Origin of the sequence: Vibrio celticus, from assembly GCF_024347335.1 — a bacterium.
GTDB classification, from domain to species: Bacteria; Pseudomonadota; Gammaproteobacteria; order Enterobacterales; family Vibrionaceae; genus Vibrio; species Vibrio celticus.
Map to the genome: position 1 here is coordinate 1,685,375 of NZ_AP025463.1, position 19,106 is coordinate 1,704,480.

The following is a 19,106-nucleotide window of genomic DNA, read 5'->3' on the forward strand; positions in this document are numbered from 1 at the left end:
CTAAGGCATCATTGATACCCAGCAACTTATAACGCAGTCGGGACAGGCTCTTTCCAAGAGTTACGAGCTAGCCTTTTAGATTTTCTCTTCACCAAATATTCTTGGTATTGAGGGTCAAAAGGGGTCGCTGCATTCCTGATTTTACGTGTCGCTCGATGGGCACTTTAGCTATTTGGAACAGATTGAAGTGACAGTCCATGTCCATGATTTTCTGCCAACCGTGAAATTGCCACTGGCCTTTACGATTGAGAAAATACTTATGAACAACCCAGTCTTTGGACTTGGTTGGATGACGTCTAACTGCCCAGTGCCATAACGCTTGGAATAGTTTGTGGCCGACATACCCGAATACTTGTTTAGCAACACAGTGGCGATAGTAATTCGCCCACCCTCTAAGTTTCGGATTTATCAACTTGATAAGATCGTTAACAGGGATGGTTGCGTGCTTTTTAATAAGTTCACGTAGATTTCTAAGAAATAACAGCGTGTTAGATTTGCTCGGTTTAATGAGCAATTTCCCTTTGTACTTCCTGTGATTGAAACCCAGAAAGTCAAAGCCATCATCAATATGAGTGACCTTCGTTTTCTCTTCGGAGAGGGTTAACCCTCTTTCTGCCAGAAAGTCAGCAATCAACGGTTTGATATCGTTCACTAGCACTTCCTTTGAAGAGCAGGTGACCACGAAATCATCCGCATAACCAATAAAGTTGGCCCTAGCACCCATTTTCAGAGCTGTAGATTTTATTCGTTGCTCTATTCCCACGAGAGTCATTAGCATCAAGGTTGGAGATATTATCCCACCTTGAGGTGTGCCCTCATCGGTATCATAGAACAGACCCTTATCCACATAGCCAGACTTTAACCATTGCTCTAACATACGTTTATCAACCGTGATATTGTCGATAAGCCATTGATGCCCGATTTTGTCGAAGCAAGCCTTAATATCTCCCTCAAGAATCCATTTCGCTGATCGCTTTAGAGCCAAACATTTGAAACACTGACTGACGGCGTCAGCCGTACTGCGATTTGGCCTAAACCCATAGCTATTGAGGTCGGCGAGCGTTTCGGACACTGGTTCTAATGCTAGAAGGTGGAGGACTTGTTGCGCTCTATCAATCATGCATGGAATACCCAATGGCCTGAGCTTACCGTTCTTTTTGGGGATGTAGATACGTTTGAGTGGTTTTGCAGAGTAAGCCTTGCGGCTCAGTTGATTGACTGCTTTCATACGGCGTACATCTGTGTTCCAGGTGACACCGTCTATTCCAGACGTTTTACTGCCTTTATTCTGAGAGACTCGCTTAACCGCAAGAAGCTTGGCTGAGCGAGAATGAGTCAAGAGCCACTGTAAGGACTTCACCTTACCGTATTTCTTTCTCTCGTTGCTTTTGCGATACGCATTTGAAGCTTCAATACGTGCGCTTCAACGGATTTCCAGTCGATGGACTGCCATTTAGCGCCGTCAGAAGATGCACTAATCTCTTTCGAGATCACCATTTGCTTTTCTCCTTGAATAAAGTTCTTCAAATTCTCTCGCAATGGGAGACCAGTCGGAAGTGGGCTCACTTTCGTGATCAGACATAAGTCTGTATCTGCATCATTACAATGTAGCTTTCGCTTTTTCCGACCTCCTATACCTGCATCACTATCGGCCACAAAGGCTTTCCCAAAGGGAGTGATACAGGCTTACCCTGTTCCGTATGTTACGTAAAATGTCAGCTTAGATGCCCACTATAGTGCGGAGAGTACGGCGACCACGAAAAGTACTGTCCAACCTCTTTCCAACTCTCATTGCCTTTGGCCACAGCGTATTAACCACTTCCGCTGCTTCATCATATAACGCACCTTGAATGGATTCACATACGTTCATCATACTGACTACCTAGCACTTACCCGAATTGTGGTTTTCAGGAGGAACGTCCTCTCACGATTCTTTTCCCACTCAGCCCAACGGCCAAGTTTCGTTACATTGTCCGAGCCGCTGCTTTATTCAGGCTCGTAGGTTCATCTGGTGATACAGATGGTTCACTCATAAAGCGGTGAACAACGCTTCATACGACCTCAGGTCGCACGGACAACAATAAGTTAGAGAACCGACTGATAAGTTGTTAGTATGCATCAACTTTATAAATATTGGTTGGATTATATAAATGCTTGATAATAAGTATATTAAACACCCTTATCACTGTGAACAGTGTAACGCACTTACCCCGCACCTTGCTGTTAACACTTCTGATGCTGAATCTAAAGCGGACGCTGAATCTGAAAAGAAACAATGGAAGTTAGGCGTGTTGATGGAGTACCTGATGACGTTATTGTTTAGAGGTGACCATAATGTTCCCGGTTTTTATGTCGACAGTGATTACGAATACCAATGTGAGAAATGTGGAACCAAATCGTGGCACTGATCGTGTGTTTAACTTTTGAAAAAATTCCTACCTAAACTGATGATAATAAGACGCATTAGAAAAGTGATCCTCTCTGCAAACTGATAATGGAATCGCGTCTATACTGACATGGGCTACGTCGCTGATTTTAGAAGTGGCGCTATGAATGTAAGTTTGATTAGGTTAAATCTCAGAGGTGACGATGAAAAAATTACTACCACTATGCGCCATTTTACTCTCGGCATCATTTTCAGCTACGGCTTCTGATGGTTTGATTAAATATCAAAGTAATTACTCAGTGAAAGAGACCGCTGACCGCTTTGAAGAAATAGCCAAAAGCAAAGGATTGACCTTGTTTGCGAGAATCGACCATCAGAAAAACGCGAGTAAGGTCGATCTTGAATTGAGACCAACGGAAGTCATCATCTTTGGTAACCCGAAAGTAGGGACACCATTAATGCAATGTGCTCAAGAAGTCGCGATAGATTTACCGCAGAAGGTGTTAGTCACTGAAGATTCTAGTAAGAAAGTATGGTTATCTTACAACGATCCTAATTACTTGGTAGAACGTCACGCGATCAATGGCTGTGACGAGTTAGTTAAGAAAATATCGGGCGTATTAAGCAAGCTATCGGAAGCGGCAGTGGCGAAAAAGAAAGCTAAATAACCAAGACCAATAAGCACTCATTAAGACTATTAGTGAGTGCGATATGACGATGATATCGCCCATTAGTCATTGTGTTGACAACTAAGCAACAGTATATAAAAGTAGTTTTATGAAACTGAATTTAGCGCAATCTAACCAACGAATTATCATCATTCCATAGGAATGGTGGGATTGTTGATGCGCTTTGTTTATCGAACCCACCCGTAAGGTGGGTTTTTTGTCGCTGTCTTATGGGTTTTATCTGAATAGAGGAAGTCATATGAAAAAGATTGCGGTTTTTGGCAAGCCTGGGAGTGGAAAATCCACAATCAGCAAGGCGTTAGCACTAGCTACAGGGATAGAGCTTCACCAGTTGGACTCGATTGTTTATAAGGCCAACGGAGAGTTTGTTGAACGTGAAGTATTTGAGGAGGCTCATGAGAGCATACTTAAGTCAGAAAGCTGGATCATCGATGGTTTTGGTCCTCTAGGCTCATTCAACACACGTTTAGAAGCTGCAGATACTTTGGTTTATATCGACCTTCCTTATCCAATTAGCTACTGGTTTGTTACCAAGCGAATGCTCAAAGGGTTGTTCGTTAAACCTGAAGGCTGGCCTGATGGAAGTTCAGTTATAAAAGGCACGATACAAAGTTATAAGACACTAAAACTGTGTCCTAAATTTTGGAATGACGACTTTAAAGCGCAGTTAGAATTGCGCGCTAAAGAGAAAGAGGTTTACATCATCAGAAGCGTGACTGAATTGAATAACTTTGTTCATCAACACGTCACTTAACAGTCGAGAGCTTACCTTTCTTTGAAACGCTTTAATTTGCTCATAACTTTATGAAAATATATAGATTTAACGCAACATATGGCATATTTGCCATGTGTTGAATTTGTGCTTTGAGTTAAGGCGATAGATATTATGTATGGAAGTGAGAAGACGAGAGCGTTCTGCTGTAACTGTAAGGAACTTACACTGCATAGGTACACGATGTTCAGTAGCCAAGTGCAAAAGGCACCACAAGCTGAAGATAAAGAACCGAGCTTACTCCAACGAATTTTATCGGAGTTTCTATCTTTTGGTGTTACAGGTTCGGGCGCGACAGGTGATTACAAATGTACCCAATGTGGAACATATCTGAATACACCAGATAACCTCGACTGAGTTTGTGAGTTTGGCTTAGGCAAATAAAAACGGGAAGACCTCGATGATCTTCCCGTTAGATATTACTTAACTCATCGTGCTATTGGCAGTTTTGAGTGAGAAGCCTTATGCACAGCACTTCTTGTATTTCTTACCGCTGCCGCAAGAACATGGATCGTTACGGTTAGGGGTCTTTTCAAACGTCATCGTTTTTGGCTTGTTCAGTAGAGTATCAAGCTCGATGGTGTTCTCTTCTTTGTCTGCGTCGACTGTAACAGTAACGAAGATAGTATTTTCAGCGGCTAGTGCTTCAACTTCTGCTTTGCGCGCTTCAGTTTGAACCATTACAGCGATTGGAGATTCTTCAGTACCCGCTTTTACATCGCGGTTTACGTTGTAGCCAGCAAGAACGTGGTTCTGTCTTGTTTCGATACGGCCTTTGAAAAATAGTTTCGACATTGGGTACTCATTAAAAATGTTGAATGGCGCTATTTTTAATGGCGATAGCGCAATGGAGCGGGGATTATACGCATATATTGCAATTGATAAAGCAGTGATGTGAGCAAACGCAGTTTGGTTTTTGTTTGCTAGTAACGGTTTGCTCTCTAGCTTTGTTCGGATTGGACTAATTTTCACATTCAAGACAATAAGGTTTCCCTCAACAGGGCTTCAAGTGATAAATTGAAATCGTCAATTTAAACAACGAGATACACCATGAAGTTAGATGCCATACTGTGGGATTACGATGGAACCTTAGTCAATTCCGTACCAAAGAATATCGCAATCACAAAAGACATTATCTCTTTAGTCGCGCCACACTTGTCAGGTGACAACTTACCTAAGTATTTGCTTAGCGAAGCGCTTTATCATGAAGCCAACCACGGGGCTAAAAACTGGCAAGCCTTATATGTCGACTATTACGGTTTATCACACGATGAAATGTTGATCGCTGGTGGAATGTGGGCAGAGCATCAAGAGAAAAACCAAACAGCCGTTGCCTTGTTTGAAGGAATGGAAACCGTGGTTAATCAGTTTGCTCATCTTCCACATGGGATCTGCTCTCAAAACTCTCAATTGAATATTCGTGGTGTACTCGACAGTTATGGCATCGGCGATTTGTTTAAATCGGTCGTGGGTTATGACGATGTCTCGAACGGCAACCAAAAACCCCATCCATTTGGTGGTGTGAAATGTGTCGAGAACATATTTGGCGCCGATCCGACTAATGAGCTTTGTTTGATGTACATCGGTGACCATGAAGCGGACACACAGTTTGCTCGCAATATTGAAGCCGCGCTGGATAACAATGCAAAAGTGATTGCCGTAGCCGCAGGTTATAGCCGATCGGAGCCTGAAAATTGGCAAACCAAGCCTGATTATATTGCCAACCATGTCGATGATCTTTTAACGATCATCGGCAAGTATACGTAGAGGTATATAGTTTAAGTACGCTTAAAGCGATGTCTTCACGTCCCTAAATAGCTATGTATGAAAATTCGTTATAACTGAACAATTTTAAGGAAGAATAATGACACCAAAACAAGTGGTATTAGGTTTTTGGGATGCAATGCGCAGTAATGATTTTGCCAAGGCAAGCGAATGGCTAGCCGCAGATTTTGAAGGCTATTGGCCTCAGTCATCTGAACTCACATTAGGGCGCGATAACTTTACGGCAATCAACTCTGAATACCCAGCCAATGGTGTTTGGGAATTCACCCTCAATTCGATTGTCTGTGAAGGAGATTCCGTAGTGACGGACGTTTCGGTTACTGACAGTGTATTGAAAGACCGAGTGATTACCTTTCACACGGTTGTTGATGGTTTAATTCAAAAGCAAACTGAGTTTTGGCCAGACCCGTTCGAAGCGCCGGCGTGGCGATCGCAGTGGGTTCAGATCGTATCGAACAATTAGTTTGTATCGACACGATCATTTTGTCACGAAAAACCAGGTTACACAGAATAAGTAAACATTAGGAGGTTTCATTGAGCAAGGTAGTGATTGTAACCGGCGGAAGCCGAGGCATTGGCGCAGCGACGTCTAAATTGTTGGCCAGTCAAGGCTATGCTGTATGCGTTAACTTCATACACAATGAGTCGCGAGCTGAAGATCTAGTGAATGAGATTCGCGAACAAGGCAGAACCGCGATTAGTGTGCGTGCGGATGTGTCTGTTGAATCGGACGTGAAATCTTTATTTGAGATTGCTCGTAATAAGCTAGGTCCAGTGACGCACTTGGTCAATAATGCCGGGATTTTGTTTACCCAGTCACCATTGGTTGATATTGAATTGGATCGCTTTGAAAAGGTGATGAAATCCAACGTATCAAGCTGCTTTCTGTGCAGTAAAGCCTTTATCAAACAAGCTGATGGCGCGGGTTCGATTGTGAATGTATCGTCTGCCGCTTCTCGCACCGGCGCACCGTTTGAATATGTGGACTACGCAGCATCGAAAGGTGCGATGGATTCACTCACCAAAGGCTTATCGCTTGAATTAGCTTCACGCAATATCCGAGTGAATGGCGTAAGGCCAGGTTGTATTTATACTGAGATGCACGCAGACGGCGGAGAGCCAGATCGCGTAGACAGACTAGCTTCGCAGTTACCGTTACAACGAGGTGGCACACCAGAAGAAGTCGCTAACTCTATCGCATGGTTATTGTCAGACGAAGCTTCGTATGTCACCGGCTCGTTTATTGATATTGCGGGTGGTCGATAGGGCGCGTTGCCCTTTACACTCAGATAAACCAGTTTAAACCATAAACACGCAACACAAGTACCTAACTAAAAGAACGAAACTAAGAGTACAAACATGAAAAACTATTTTGAAAGCCCGTTTGTTGGAAAGTCACTTAAAGAGCAAGTGACCAACCCAAACATAATTGTGGGCGAGCACAGCTATTACTCGGGTTACTACCATAACCACAGCTTTGATGACTGTGCGCGTTACCTATTACCGGATAGAACCGACATCGATAAGCTGATCATTGGCAGTTACTGCTCGATTGGTTCTGGCGCCGTATTTATGATGGCGGGCAACCAAGGCCACCAAAATCAATGGGTGAGTACCTTCCCGTTCTTCTACCAAGACGACGAGAAGTTTGAAGATGCGATAGACGGCTTCGAACGCTCGGGTGATACCGTGATTGGTAACGATGTGTGGATTGGCACAGAAGCCATGATCATGAGTGGTGTTAAGGTCGGTGACGGAGCCATCATCGCAAGTCGAGCAGTTGTGACTAAAGACGTCGCACCATACTCTATTGTTGGTTCAAACCCTGCGCGTCACATCCGTTTTCGTTTCAATGAGACTGAAATCGCTCAGTTGCTAGAAATGAAATGGTGGGAGTGGAGCGAAGAACAGATCAAAGGCGCAATGTCGTTGATGTGTTCTTCAGATATCGATGGGCTTTATCAGTACTGGAAAGAATTTTCTAAGCCTTAAATTGTAGAACACAGAAGAAACGTGAAGAGCGAGGAATCAGGCTAAAATTAATAGATAACTCAGTAGCTTTACGATTAAAGTGTCAATGTGATTTAGGTAAATGATTGATTATATGCATATTGCATAGTATGGCGTGTCGCATTAGCGTGGTGGATGAATTGGAGGGGTATTATGATTAGTTGCAACGATTACGATTATATTGAGATTGTGTGTATGCACCGATACCCAATCAAATTAACGCTGAAGTCTGGCGAGCAGATTGAATGTGTCGGATTAGATACTCAACGCAATGATAGCCGTGAAGAGTGCATTAAGGTCAGTATTCAAGGTGCAGAACAACTTGTCGTACTCACTGATCTTTCCACACTAGAAGTCGGTGTCGACAATCCTCATTTTCAGCAGATTTCATTCAAAACGTCATAGGCTTTCAAATGAATAACACCATAGAACAATGCTATTGCACCGCGTGTAGAGAAGACACACAACATGTTGTTGTGTTGGTCAGAAAGACAAGTGCGTTTGCAGACAAACCTAACCAAAAGCGAAGCGAGTTTTGGGCAGGCATGATAAAAGGTTGGTTCCTTGGCCCGTTTATCGCGTCAATGGATGAGTTTTCTCGTCACCTTGTCTGTGAAAAGTGTGGCCATAAAGAGATACAAGATTAGTCGCGTTATTTTACAATAACATTGGATTCAATACAGTTAGATCGTCAATTGGCTTAGGAATAAAACGAATGAAAGTAGAAACGATTGAAGCCGTAAAGGCGTATGGTTTTTCAGTAAGAACCACTAATACCGATGAGATTGACCCAGCAACAGCCAAGATCGGGCAATTGTGGCAGGTTTTTTTTGACCAGGCGTTTCCAAAATTAACCCCGGATTCAAAAGTGTATGGTGTCTACACCAACTACGAGTCTGACTTTACGGGCGAGTTTGATGTTATCGCGTGTACTAGCGCACTTACGGATCAGAATTTAGATTCGCTTGTAGAAACCGAAATAGAAGCAGGCAAGTACTTAACGTTTTCTGCTGAAGGTGAATTACCACAAGCTGTGATCGATCTGTGGGGGGAAGTGTGGGCGTATTTCAGCGCTGCAGACTGCCCACATGTGAGAACTTACACGACAGACTTTGAATTCTACAAAGGTGAAACTGAAGTCGAGATTTCGATTGCGATTCAGTGATCAGTTTGAAATGAACAAAAGGCTTAACTTAGACTCTGTCTTCCAGTTAAGAGACAGTAGTTACCGGTAAAGAGACAACGGAAACCCAGTTAAGCCTTTGAATATCTGATCATTACAAAGAAGATACAGTGTCACGTAATCACCTTAATACCCACGCTTTATCTATTCCAGAATTCCCCTAGATCACCCCAGATACCCTCAAGTCACCCAAAAAGACAATCTTGCTTGGTTTCATTCCACAGAGGGTATTGCTTCATTACTTGGGTGTAGAGCTTACTTTCAAGGTGCGCTCTTAACCAACGTCCAACGTTTTGGTATTCCGATTTCACAAACCACTTCTTTTCGACTCGTACAAACTGGCTGACAAAAGGCATTACCGCAAAATCGGCCAAGCTTGGGGTTTCTCCAAAAAAGTAGGGCTGATCGGTGAGTAGTGCTTCTAACTGACTAATGAAGGTTTCGCAGGCTTGTCGGCGTTGTTCAACATCGATGTTTCGGTAACGAACCGAGGCACGATACTTTTCTAAGTGACCAATAAATTCTTCGTCGTTGGTTTTAATGAGCTGCTGAACTTGTTTGCTAAGCTCTGGATTGCTTGAACGTAGAAGATCTTGAGGATCGTTTTGTTGAAGTGCCCAGTTCATCACATCCAAGCTTTGTTCAATGACTTGTCCATTGGGTAACACCAATACAGGGACTGTTCCTTTTGGCGAACTGGCCAATAGTTCGCTAGGCTTGTCTTTGGTAACGATTTCTCGAAGTAACACTTTTTGTTGTGATAGTGCGATGCCCATTCGTCCGCGCATTGCATAAGGGCAACGGCGCAAAGAATAAAGGATAGGTAGATCGGATTCGTTCGGCATTATTGAGGTCATTTAGTTTGAAAAGTGTTGTACGGTGGTAAAGAGATCGTGATGTGGGTAGAATACGCGGCTTAAAAATTATAAGTAAGTGAGCGACTTCAAAAATGAGCAGAAAAATTGAGTTATTAGCCCCAGGTGGCGATGTAGAAGCGATAAAAGCCGCCATCGTAGCGGGTGCTAATGCAGTTTATTGTGGTTTAGACACATTCAACGCTCGTAACAGGGCCTCTAACCTATCGTTAGACGAATTGAATGGTGTGATTCGCCTTGCTCATGAATACGGCTGTGAAGTGTTCCTGACTCTTAACGTTGTGCTACTGGAGCATGAGACTAAGAGCATCACCAAACTGCTGAACCAGCTTGTGAACACCAAAGTGGATGGCATCATTGTTCAAGACTTGGGTTTATTCAACCTGGTTAAGAAGCATTTCCCATCGTTAGACGTTCACGCGTCGACTCAGTTAACCACGCACAACGAAGGCCAGATTAAGTTCTTGTCTAAGATTGGCGCGACACGCGTTAACTTGTCTCGTGAGTTGAACCTGCCTGAAATTAAGATGCTGACGGAAGTGGCACACGATCACGATGTATTAACCGAAGTGTTCGTACACGGCGCTCTGTGTATCGCATTCTCAGGTCAATGTTACTCAAGCTCAGTAAGTGTGGGTAACTCAGGTAACCGTGGTCGTTGTAGCCAAGCGTGTCGTGATGAATACGAAATCACCAACGCGGGCAACAAGTTCCCACTCAACCTGAAAGATAACTCAGCTTACTACGACCTACCTGAATTGGTTGACGCGAAAGTCGACTCACTGAAAGTAGAAGGCCGTATTAAAGGCGCACACTACGTTTACACTGTGGTAGACACATGGCGTAAACAGATTGATAGCTTTGTAGAAAGTGGTTTGTTGATCGAAGACGATTCGAACCTGCACAAAGTATTCAACCGTGATTTCACCAACTCTTTCCTTAAGGGCAACCTAACGAAAGACATGTTCATCGATAACCCACGCGACAACAGCATGAACTACGCTGTTGAGAAAGCGACGGAGCAGAACAACGAAATCTCAGTCGTACAGATTCAAGAAGTGACCAACGAACTTCACCAAGCGAAAGACGTTCTTGGTAACGAAATGCGTGACAAGATCGAGTTCCTTGATATTCGTAAGACACCAGTAGCCCTGTCGTTCAGCGCAAAAGTGGGTCAACCATTTACGGTGACAGTGAACACGCCTAAAGAGAACTTTACCCTTCAATCTAAATCGCTATTGAAAGCAGTTGAAGAGAAGGCGATCACTCAAGAGCTACTTGAGAAGCGATTCAAAAACGTGAAGAGCGCGGTTCACACGCTAGAAAGCCACGACTTCAGTGAAGTAGAGGCAGGCTTGCTGATTCCTCTTAAAGAAGTTTCAGACCTCAAAGACGAGATCGACTTCATTCTGAACGGCTCTGTGGAAGTGATTAAGCACGTTGAAGTGCCTGCACTGCCTCAACACCCTAAAGTGAACGAGAAGCCGACTATGTCGATGCTTATCGCCGATGTAGAAGACTTACACCTATGTGATGTGACTGACGCGGATGTTTACTTCAAACTGCCAGAAAGCTTCAAGAAGCGTTGTAACAAATACATCGACATCTTGGCAGCAAACCCACGTTTGATTCCTTGGTTCCCAGCGGTATTGATCGGTAAAGATTACGACGAAGCGGTTCGTATTCTAGAAGAGATCAAGCCAGCTCGCATCGTGACTAACAACACGGGTATTGCTTACAAAGCTTATGAGATGGGAATTGAGTGGGTTGCAGGCCCGTTCATGAACACAACCAACTCTCACGCACTGGTTACTCTAAAAGAAGAGCTAAACTGTGCTGGCGCATTCATTTCGAACGAGATTAACAAAGGTCAGATTCGTCATATTCGTCGCCCAGAGAACTTCAAGCTGTTCTACAGCATTTACCACCCAATCTTGATGATGACCAGCCGTCAGTGTTTCTTCCAAAGAACCGTGGGTTGTAACAAGCCAAGCATTGAAGCAGGTTGTATGTTGAAGTGTGAGAAAGCGACCACGATTACCAACGTGAAAGGCATCTCTTTTGCGGTTGATAAACAGAAGGGTGGTTACCCAAGCATTTACAACCACGAGCAGTTCTTGAACCATGATGCAGTAACTGACTTCTCTGGTTTGTTCGACGAGTTCTTCATTGACCTAACCAACATCGGTGCGGGTTCTAAAGAAGTGAAAGACAAAGTTGAGCTTATCAAGCATTTCGAAGCACTACTGAACGGCGTTGAAGGTTCACAACAGAACCTAGAGCAGATGGTTGAAGTTCGAACTAATGCTCAATACGTTCAAGGTTTATAGCTTCCAAGGTCGAGAGCATTCAAGGTCTATAAGTCTTAACCGCTCAAAGCACTCTAAACCAATAAACAAAAGGCCACTCAATCGAGTGGCCTTTTTAATGTCTGAGACTTTCTGAGTCTTTATCAATCAGCGAATACGTTATTCCATCACTGTTTCTTGTTTGAAGCATGGGCTTTTCAACGTGTTCATCTTTTCGATTTCATTGGTTAAGCGCAGCGAGAGCAGGGCTTTTTGGTTTGAAGCAAAATCAAACATCACGATAGTTGCGGTGCCGATGGTAGTCAGTTTTTGCTGAGCCTTACTGACAATCGCGTATTCCATGGTGAACCGGTCATCTTGAATGTCGGTAACACGTGAGCCAACCATCAGGGTATCTGGATACGTAACTGGGCGGAAATACTTACAGTAAGTGTCACCTAGAACAGGGCCAACTTTGGTAATCGCCATCTCTTCCATCAACTCAACGTGCTTGAAAAAATCTAAGCGAGCGGTTTCGAAATAGCGAAAATATACAGCGTTGTTAACGTGATTGAGTGCATCCATTTCTCCCCAAGCGACAGGGATTTCTGTTACTACCGGGTAGTCAGATAATAGTGCTTCCATGCGAACTCTCTTATTCTTATCTGTGTAATTAACGTTATCGACTTATCCTTCGTAGGGATAAGTTGTTATTGGAATAAAAACCCTACCGCTAAATTAACAAAACTGCAACACGTGTGATTTAAGTTTTTGAAGCTTGAAACCACACAATGTCAGTGACTTAGTTGCACATCCACTCAATGATTACGCACTAAGGTGTTTGAATTGCAGCTCAACCAAGCGTTGGTACAATTCGCAGCTGTTGATGAGAGACTGGTGGTCGCCGATGTCTACTAGCTGTCCTTTATCGAGCACCGCAATTTGGTCGGCGTGTTTAATTGTTGATAATCGATGGGCGATAATGATCGTCGTTCTGCCACGCATTAACTCTTCTAACGCTTGTTGTACGTGATGCTCACTTTCGCTGTCTAGTGCGCTGGTTGCTTCATCCAACAATAGAATATTTGGATCTTTCAAGATGGCACGTGCAATCGCAATACGTTGTCTCTGTCCACCAGAAAGCCTTACACCACGCTCACCAAGAAAGCTGTTGTAGCCATCAGGTAGGTTTTGAATAAACTCATGCGCGTGTGCTTTCTTCGCCGCTTCGATAACTTGTTCGTCTGTTGCCTGCGGGTTGCCGTAGCGAATGTTATGGAACACATCGTTACTAAACAGAGCAGGTTGCTGCGGCACCAATGCCATCTGCTTTCTTAGCTCGTTAGGATCAAACTGATTCAGTTCAACACCGCCTAAGGTGACTTTACCCACTTGCGGGTCGTAGAAACGTTGCAACAGTTCAAACAGGGTAGTTTTACCCGCGCCAGATGGGCCAACCAGTGCCAATACTTTACCTTCATGGGCAGTGAGCGTGAGGTTGCTTGTTGCGGGCTGGTCCGGTCTTGATGGGTAACAGAAGGTCACATCATCAAATGCGACTTCTGGCGTTACGTTAGCAAGCGAAGTTGGATTCGCAACTGGCGCAACAATATGGCTTTCAACTTGTAGGATCTCGATTAAGCGCTCGGTCGCACCTGCCGCGCGTTGCAGTTCGCCCATCACTTCTGAAATCGTACCTAATGATGAAGCAACCATGATTGCGTAGAACACAAACGCCGCTAAATCACCCGCCGACATGGTGCCGTTGATGACATCACTGCCGCCAACCCAAAGCATGCCTGCGATAGCACTGAATACAATCACGATAACGCCAGAGATAAGAATCGCGCGCTGTTTTACACGCTGGCGACCAATCTCATACGCCTTTTCAACTTTTACCGCGAATGACGCTTTCTCTTGCTCTTCGCGGCTGTAGCTTTGCACGGTTTTAATGTGCTCAATCGCTTCACCTGCATAAGAACCCACATCAGACATCGAATCTTGGCTTTGGCGAGATAGGGCTCTTACACGACGCCCGTACACAAGAATCGGAATCAGGATAAACGGCACCGAGGCCAATACAATCAACGTCAGCTTAATATTGGTCGCAAACAGCATGATGATCGCACCAATACACATCAACGCGCTGCGCATAGCCATAGAGAACGACGAACCAATGATGCTTTGAAGCAGAGTGGTGTCCGTTGTGATGCGCGACATGATGTCGCCACTGCCATTGGTTTCGAAGTAACTCGGGTGCAGCGTCACGACATGATTGAAAACCGATAAGCGAATGTCCGCACTCACGCGCTCCCCAACAGAAGAAACCAAATAGAAGCGGAAGAAAGTACCAATCGAGATCAATACGACCACGACCATGATGAATTGAATCGCGCTGCCTAAATCTGAGAGTGATTGTTGGCTAAAACCTTGGTCGATGAGAAGGCGAATACCATGACCGACTGAAAGGGTTAAGCTCGCCGTGAAGATCAACGCGATCAACGCAGCAATAACACGACCTTTATAAGGCTGAATGAATTTACTCAGCTCAAACAAAATACTGAGGCTTTTTTTCTCAGGTTTGGCATCGGGATTCTTTTGAGTCTGTCGTTGGTTTGAGTCGAGCGTAGAAGAGACATCGTTTTGCATATGACTGCCTTAATGTGTTGTCGCTTTAAAAATAGATGGCTTGTTACTTGTTGCTTGTTGCTTATGGCTAATTGCTTATGGTTTATGACTTATTGCCTGTACTGCGTGTTGTTCGCTGGGAAGTACTTGTTGTTGAGAATAGAACCCATTAAAGCATTTATTGCTCCGTGACGCTCCTTAGGAAACTCAATTTCCAATATTTGATCATCACCAAGTGCATAGTTCGAAACGACATTAAAGGAAAACTAAGCATTCTGATCCAGTCAGTTCGATAGGAAAGTAGGGGGTTTAACCCTAATTTTTATGCAAGTAAATTAGCGTTAATAGGGGAGTGCGTTCATAAACTAGTAATCGAGTTATGATTTATAAATTGATAGAAAAACGTTTGCTTTTTATCTCGATACTAACCTTATCAATGGCTTGCAATTTTTGGTTGTAAGACCAGTTATAGCGACTGTTTTTTGTGCGATATTTGTTACAAAAATTCAACAAAGTAGTTTTTTATACATTTTTCTTGCATAAAACCTCGGATTGAATAGAATAACCAACAAATGACAATTAATGCAGTATTGTGGCATGAGTATTCAAGTAAAGAGCATCAACAAATCATACGGTGATACCCAAGTTCTTCACGACATCAGTTTCGACTGTGAGAGTGGCGAAACCTTGGTATTGCTTGGCCCAAGCGGCGCAGGCAAGAGTTCACTACTGCGTGTTTTGAACCTGCTAGAAATTGCGGATAACGGCGAATTAGACATTGCTAACGAGCAATTCGACTTTGCTGGTCAGATCCAAGAGAAGCAAGGGCTTAAACTTCGTCGTAAAGTCGGCATGGTGTTCCAGCAATACAACTTATGGCCACACATGACGGTGATGGAAAACTTGATTGAAGCACCAACCAAAGTTGCGGGTTTGGACAAGCAAGAGGCGATCAAGCAAGCTCAAGAAGTACTAAAGACACTTCAACTTGCCGACAAAGCTGACGCTTGGCCACTTCAACTGTCTGGCGGTCAACAACAGCGTGTTGCGATTGCACGTGCGCTGATGATGAAACCGGATGTGTTGTTGTTTGATGAGCCAACAGCGGCGCTTGATCCTGAGATCACCAACCAAGTCGTGAGCATTATTAAAGAATTGAACGGAACGGGAATTACCCAAGTGGTCGTGACGCACGAAGTCGACTTCGCGAAGAAGATTGCTAGCCACGTTCTGTACCTAGAGAAAGGGTACATCGTTGAACACGGCACCAGTGATTCATTCGTTAATCCGCAGACACCTGAGTTTGCCGAGTATTTGACTCATTGAGTAAGTCTCTTATTAAAAGAAAGTTGACTCACTAGATTTAGCTAAACACAACATCAATTAAAACAATCAAATTATAAGAATGGCCACAGGCCGCTACTACACAGTATTCGGAGTAACAAAATGAAAAAGATTCTATTAGCTTCACTTATCGGCCTTGCTTCTTTTAACGCAGCAGCTCAAGAAGAAATCAAATTCGCAATGGAAGCAACTTACGCACCATTCGAATACATGGATGAGAACAACCAAATCCAAGGTTTTGACGTAGACCTAGCAAACGCACTTTGTGAAGAGATGAAAGCGACATGTACTTTCCACAACCAAGCATTCGATAGCTTGATCCCTGCACTTAAATTCAAACGTTACGATGCCGCTATCTCGGCAATGGACATCACTGAAGCGCGTCTTCAACAAGTGAACTTCTCTAACGCTTACTACGATAACTCTGCAGCATTCATCTCTTTTGAAGGCAAAGTAGCAGACCAAGCAGCACTAGAAGGTAAGCGTGTTGGTGTTCAAAACGGTTCTACTCACCAGAGCTTCCTACTTGAGCAAATGACTGGCGTAACAGCGGTACCTTACTCAAGCTACCAAGATGCATTCATCGACATGAAAAACGGTCGTATCGATTCTGTATTCGGTGACACAGCCGTAGTAGCAGAATGGTTCAAGAAAGAAGACAACCTAACGTACGTTGGCGACCAAGTAACGAACCAAGAGTACTTCGGTAACGGCTTTGGCATCGCAGTAAACAAGAGCAACCAAGAACTTGTAGACCAGCTCAACGTTGCACTTGCAGCAGTAAAAGCAAACGGCGAATACGACAAGATCTTCAACAAGTACTTCGGTAAGTAATTTATGGAATTAACGGGTTACTCTTTAGGGCTCGTCGAAGCAAGCTGGATGACTGTTCAGCTTGCGTTCGTAAGCCTATTGGTTGGATTGGTTCTAGCAGTTTTGTTTGCAAGTGGTGAGATGTCTCGTCGTATTGCAATCAAATGGCCAACGACTGCATTTGTGACGATTGTTCGTGGTTTACCAGAAATTCTGGTCGTACTGTTTATCTACTTTGGTTCGACACAAGTTCTGTTCATGATCACTGGCGACTTCATAGAAGTGAGCCCGTTCTTATCTGGTGTTGTTGCACTGTCACTTATCTTTGCTTCTTACGCTTCGCAAACCTTGCGTGGTGCATTAAAAGCAGTAAGCAAAGGGCAGAGAGAAGCAGCAAGCGCGCTTGGTATTTCTCAGTCTCGTGCATTCTTTCGTATCGTATTGCCTCAAGCGGTAAGACACGCACTACCAGGGTTAACCAACCAATGGTTAGTGTTATTGAAAGACACAGCGCTAGTTTCGCTGATTGGCGTAACAGATTTGCTGAAACAAGCACAACTAACATCCGCTGCAACGCACGAAGCATTTACTTGGTACGCGACAGCAGCAGCAATCTACTTGGTCATCACTTTAATCACACAAAGATTGGTAAAAGTGATTGATGGTAAGTTCTCTATTCAAGGTTTGGGTAATAAAGGGGCAATGGCATGAATCAACAATACCTCTCTCAAATGCTTGAAGGCTTAGTGACCAGTCTGCAACTCACAGGTGCTTCATTACTTGTTGGCTGTATCTTGTCACTGCTGATGACGGTAACGCTAATCCTAAGAATACCGGCGATTCACTGGTTCACTCGTGGCATCATCACGCTGTTCACCGGCACACCATTATTGGTGCAGATCTTCTTGGTGTATTACGGCCCGGGTCAATTCGATTGGATTCGTGAAAGCTTCATGTGGACTTGGTTAAGCCAACCTTGGTTCTGTGCGATGTTAGCATTAGCTTTGAACACCGCGGCATACAGCACGCTACTGTTCAGAGGCGCATTCAACGCCATTCCAGCAGGGCAGTGGGAAGCATGTCGCGCACTCGGCATGGACAAAATCGCAACGCTTAAAGTGTTACTGCCATACGCACTACGCCGCGCCGTTCCAGCTTACTCGAACGAAGTGATTCTAGTGTTCAAAGGCACGTCACTGGCAAGCACCATCACCATCATGGATTTGATGGGCTACGCTCAGCGTATCAACGGCCAAACCTACGACACGCTCACAGTGTTCGGCATTGCTGGCGCATTCTACCTAGCAGTGAACGGTGTATTAACGCTGATCTTCCGTCAGGTAGAGAAGAAGGCCCTCGCATTCGAAGCGGCATAAGCTAGCAATTCACAAGCGTAACTAACTTATAAAGCCTGCCATTTATGTTCGCATTGATGGCAGGTTTTTTTGTGTTTGGGTATGTGTAGGGTACTGTGATTATATACAGCATGGGCGGGTTTTCGCTAAAATCATACTATATAGAAATATTCTGCAATTTGTCATTCAATGAGTTTATCTATGTTTTAAGTCACTGAATTGCTGTGATTAATCGTGATAGATTACCGTGCATATGAAACTAGATAGGATGATTCTGTATTTAAATGCAGAATTTTTCGGTCTAATAGCTGTTATACGAATGGAGTGAATAATGTACAAGGAAACAGATTTTAGACTAAGCCAAGTAGAGTTTAGCATCAAAAAAGATTCATACCCTTTATCAAAAATTAATAATGCGAGAGTTAAGAAACTTGGTTTGCTTGATAATCTGGGGCAAATAATATTTTGGCTATTTGTTTTTTCAGGAGCAGTTTGGCTCGCAATAACCACTCTTGAAAGTACACCTTTTTGGTTGCAAGCTTTAGTTGTTACTTTAACGATTGTAGGGCTTGTATTTGGTCTACTTCGTTGTTCAAAATATGCATTACAAATTGAGTTTCGCCATATTGATGAAACAGGAGTTCAATGGGTAAATGTAGCTAAGTCTTACTCTGAATCTGACAATGTGTTATTTGAACAACAAGCTGCGGCACTGAAGGCAACACTCGTATAACAAATAAGGATTAAGCGTTGCGTAGCCAACGTTAAATCCCGAGTGTTGAACAAGCCCGAAGCCACTTTATTAAGTAAATTGTACGGTTGGATTTGAAGGGCACATCGTCTTGATACTTTTCTCAAGGCGATCGAGGTCAAGATAAGGTTGCGACAGTAATCTTATCAATCAGTTAGCTATTTTGTTGCTGTCTGTCGTCAATTCTCCTCTTATTTCACTTTTGCCATTATCCTTATTATTCGTGC

At 43.7% G+C, this 19,106-nt stretch carries 21 protein-coding genes and 1 pseudogene; 17 read left to right on the forward strand and 5 right to left on the reverse strand.

The features are described from left to right. Positions 1-26: 26 nt before the first annotated feature. Positions 27-1,497: pseudogene (ltrA, locus tag OCV19_RS07830) on the reverse strand (group II intron reverse transcriptase/maturase). Positions 1,498-2,150: 653 nt separating this feature from the next. On the opposite strand from ltrA, the gene OCV19_RS07835 reads away from it, so the two are divergent. The 4 genes from OCV19_RS07835 to OCV19_RS24885 all read left to right on the forward strand — a co-directional run bounded on the left by OCV19_RS07835 (position 2,151) and on the right by OCV19_RS24885 (position 4,204). After that, on the forward strand, positions 2,151-2,408 hold the full coding sequence (locus tag OCV19_RS07835; RefSeq protein WP_065675516.1) for a hypothetical protein: 258 nt from the start codon (positions 2,151-2,153) through the stop codon (positions 2,406-2,408). A gap of 181 nt (positions 2,409-2,589) precedes the next feature. Continuing rightward, complete coding sequence (locus OCV19_RS07840; protein WP_065675517.1) at positions 2,590-3,054, forward strand: DUF302 domain-containing protein; 465 nt, start codon at positions 2,590-2,592, stop codon at positions 3,052-3,054. Between the two features lie 259 nt (positions 3,055-3,313). After that, on the forward strand, positions 3,314-3,829 hold the full coding sequence (locus tag OCV19_RS07845; protein WP_065675518.1) for a P-loop NTPase family protein: 516 nt from the start codon (positions 3,314-3,316) through the stop codon (positions 3,827-3,829). A gap of 132 nt (positions 3,830-3,961) precedes the next feature. Continuing rightward, on the forward strand, positions 3,962-4,204 hold the full coding sequence (locus tag OCV19_RS24885; protein ID WP_029235167.1) for a hypothetical protein: 243 nt from the start codon (positions 3,962-3,964) through the stop codon (positions 4,202-4,204). A 105-nt stretch (positions 4,205-4,309) separates the two neighbouring features. Here OCV19_RS24885 and OCV19_RS07850 read toward each other — a convergent pair whose 3' ends face one another. Then, positions 4,310-4,642, reverse strand: coding sequence for a PBPRA1643 family SWIM/SEC-C metal-binding motif protein (locus OCV19_RS07850; RefSeq protein WP_017068336.1), 333 nt, complete (start codon positions 4,640-4,642; stop codon positions 4,310-4,312). Positions 4,643-4,897: 255 nt separating this feature from the next. Here OCV19_RS07850 and OCV19_RS07855 point away from each other — a divergent pair, with 255 nt between their 5' ends. The 7 genes from OCV19_RS07855 to OCV19_RS07885 all read left to right on the forward strand — a co-directional run bounded on the left by OCV19_RS07855 (position 4,898) and on the right by OCV19_RS07885 (position 8,807). Then, on the forward strand, positions 4,898-5,614 hold the full coding sequence (locus tag OCV19_RS07855; RefSeq protein ID WP_065675519.1) for an HAD family hydrolase: 717 nt from the start codon (positions 4,898-4,900) through the stop codon (positions 5,612-5,614). 97 nt (positions 5,615-5,711) lie between these two features. After that, positions 5,712-6,095 carry a nuclear transport factor 2 family protein gene (locus OCV19_RS07860; RefSeq protein ID WP_065675520.1) on the forward strand — a complete coding sequence of 128 codons (384 nt, stop codon included), beginning with the start codon at positions 5,712-5,714 and terminating at the stop codon, positions 6,093-6,095. Positions 6,096-6,166: 71 nt separating this feature from the next. Continuing rightward, positions 6,167-6,898, forward strand: a complete 732-nt coding sequence (locus OCV19_RS07865) for a glucose 1-dehydrogenase (RefSeq protein WP_065675521.1) — start codon at positions 6,167-6,169, stop codon at positions 6,896-6,898. Between the two features lie 93 nt (positions 6,899-6,991). Then, a complete protein-coding gene (gene catB / locus OCV19_RS07870; RefSeq protein WP_065675522.1) occupies positions 6,992-7,624 on the forward strand; it encodes a type B chloramphenicol O-acetyltransferase in 633 nt (210 codons plus the stop codon). 171 nt (positions 7,625-7,795) lie between these two features. Beyond that, complete coding sequence (locus tag OCV19_RS07875; protein ID WP_065675523.1) at positions 7,796-8,047, forward strand: Rho-binding antiterminator; 252 nt, start codon at positions 7,796-7,798, stop codon at positions 8,045-8,047. A gap of 8 nt (positions 8,048-8,055) precedes the next feature. Then, positions 8,056-8,289: a hypothetical protein gene (locus tag OCV19_RS07880; RefSeq protein WP_004733848.1), complete on the forward strand. Its 234-nt coding sequence runs from the start codon at positions 8,056-8,058 to the stop codon at positions 8,287-8,289. Between the two features lie 68 nt (positions 8,290-8,357). Further along, positions 8,358-8,807 carry a GyrI-like domain-containing protein gene (locus OCV19_RS07885; protein WP_065675524.1) on the forward strand — a complete coding sequence of 150 codons (450 nt, stop codon included), beginning with the start codon at positions 8,358-8,360 and terminating at the stop codon, positions 8,805-8,807. A 203-nt stretch (positions 8,808-9,010) separates the two neighbouring features. Here OCV19_RS07885 and OCV19_RS07890 read toward each other — a convergent pair whose 3' ends face one another. Beyond that, positions 9,011-9,670 (reverse strand): glutathione S-transferase, encoded by a 660-nt coding sequence (locus OCV19_RS07890; RefSeq protein WP_083994261.1) that lies wholly within the window; start codon positions 9,668-9,670, stop codon positions 9,011-9,013. A 104-nt stretch (positions 9,671-9,774) separates the two neighbouring features. Here OCV19_RS07890 and OCV19_RS07895 point away from each other — a divergent pair, with 104 nt between their 5' ends. Continuing rightward, entirely contained in the window at positions 9,775-12,030 is a 2,256-nt protein-coding gene (locus OCV19_RS07895; RefSeq protein WP_065675526.1) for a peptidase U32 family protein, read from the forward strand. Positions 12,031-12,168: 138 nt separating this feature from the next. Here OCV19_RS07895 and OCV19_RS07900 read toward each other — a convergent pair whose 3' ends face one another. Then, positions 12,169-12,633: an acyl-CoA thioesterase gene (locus tag OCV19_RS07900; protein ID WP_065675527.1), complete on the reverse strand. Its 465-nt coding sequence runs from the start codon at positions 12,631-12,633 to the stop codon at positions 12,169-12,171. A gap of 180 nt (positions 12,634-12,813) precedes the next feature. Then, entirely contained in the window at positions 12,814-14,637 is a 1,824-nt protein-coding gene (locus OCV19_RS07905) for an ABC transporter ATP-binding protein/permease (RefSeq protein ID WP_065675528.1), read from the reverse strand. A gap of 576 nt (positions 14,638-15,213) precedes the next feature. Here OCV19_RS07905 and artP point away from each other — a divergent pair. From artP to OCV19_RS07930, 5 genes are all read left to right on the forward strand, one after another. Further along, positions 15,214-15,942 (forward strand): arginine ABC transporter ATP-binding protein ArtP, encoded by a 729-nt coding sequence (gene artP, locus OCV19_RS07910; RefSeq protein WP_065675543.1) that lies wholly within the window; start codon positions 15,214-15,216, stop codon positions 15,940-15,942. A gap of 120 nt (positions 15,943-16,062) precedes the next feature. Then, complete coding sequence (locus OCV19_RS07915) at positions 16,063-16,794, forward strand: lysine/arginine/ornithine ABC transporter substrate-binding protein (protein WP_016795731.1); 732 nt, start codon at positions 16,063-16,065, stop codon at positions 16,792-16,794. Between the two features lie 3 nt (positions 16,795-16,797). After that, entirely contained in the window at positions 16,798-17,484 is a 687-nt protein-coding gene (gene artQ / locus OCV19_RS07920; protein WP_017061822.1) for an arginine ABC transporter permease ArtQ, read from the forward strand. Continuing rightward, on the forward strand, positions 17,481-18,149 hold the full coding sequence (gene artM / locus OCV19_RS07925) for an arginine ABC transporter permease ArtM (RefSeq protein WP_050645159.1): 669 nt from the start codon (positions 17,481-17,483) through the stop codon (positions 18,147-18,149). Before artQ ends, artM begins: the two co-directional genes overlap by 4 nt. A gap of 310 nt (positions 18,150-18,459) precedes the next feature. After that, positions 18,460-18,861 (forward strand): hypothetical protein, encoded by a 402-nt coding sequence (locus OCV19_RS07930; RefSeq protein ID WP_065675529.1) that lies wholly within the window; start codon positions 18,460-18,462, stop codon positions 18,859-18,861. Positions 18,862-19,106: the final 245 nt, after the last annotated feature.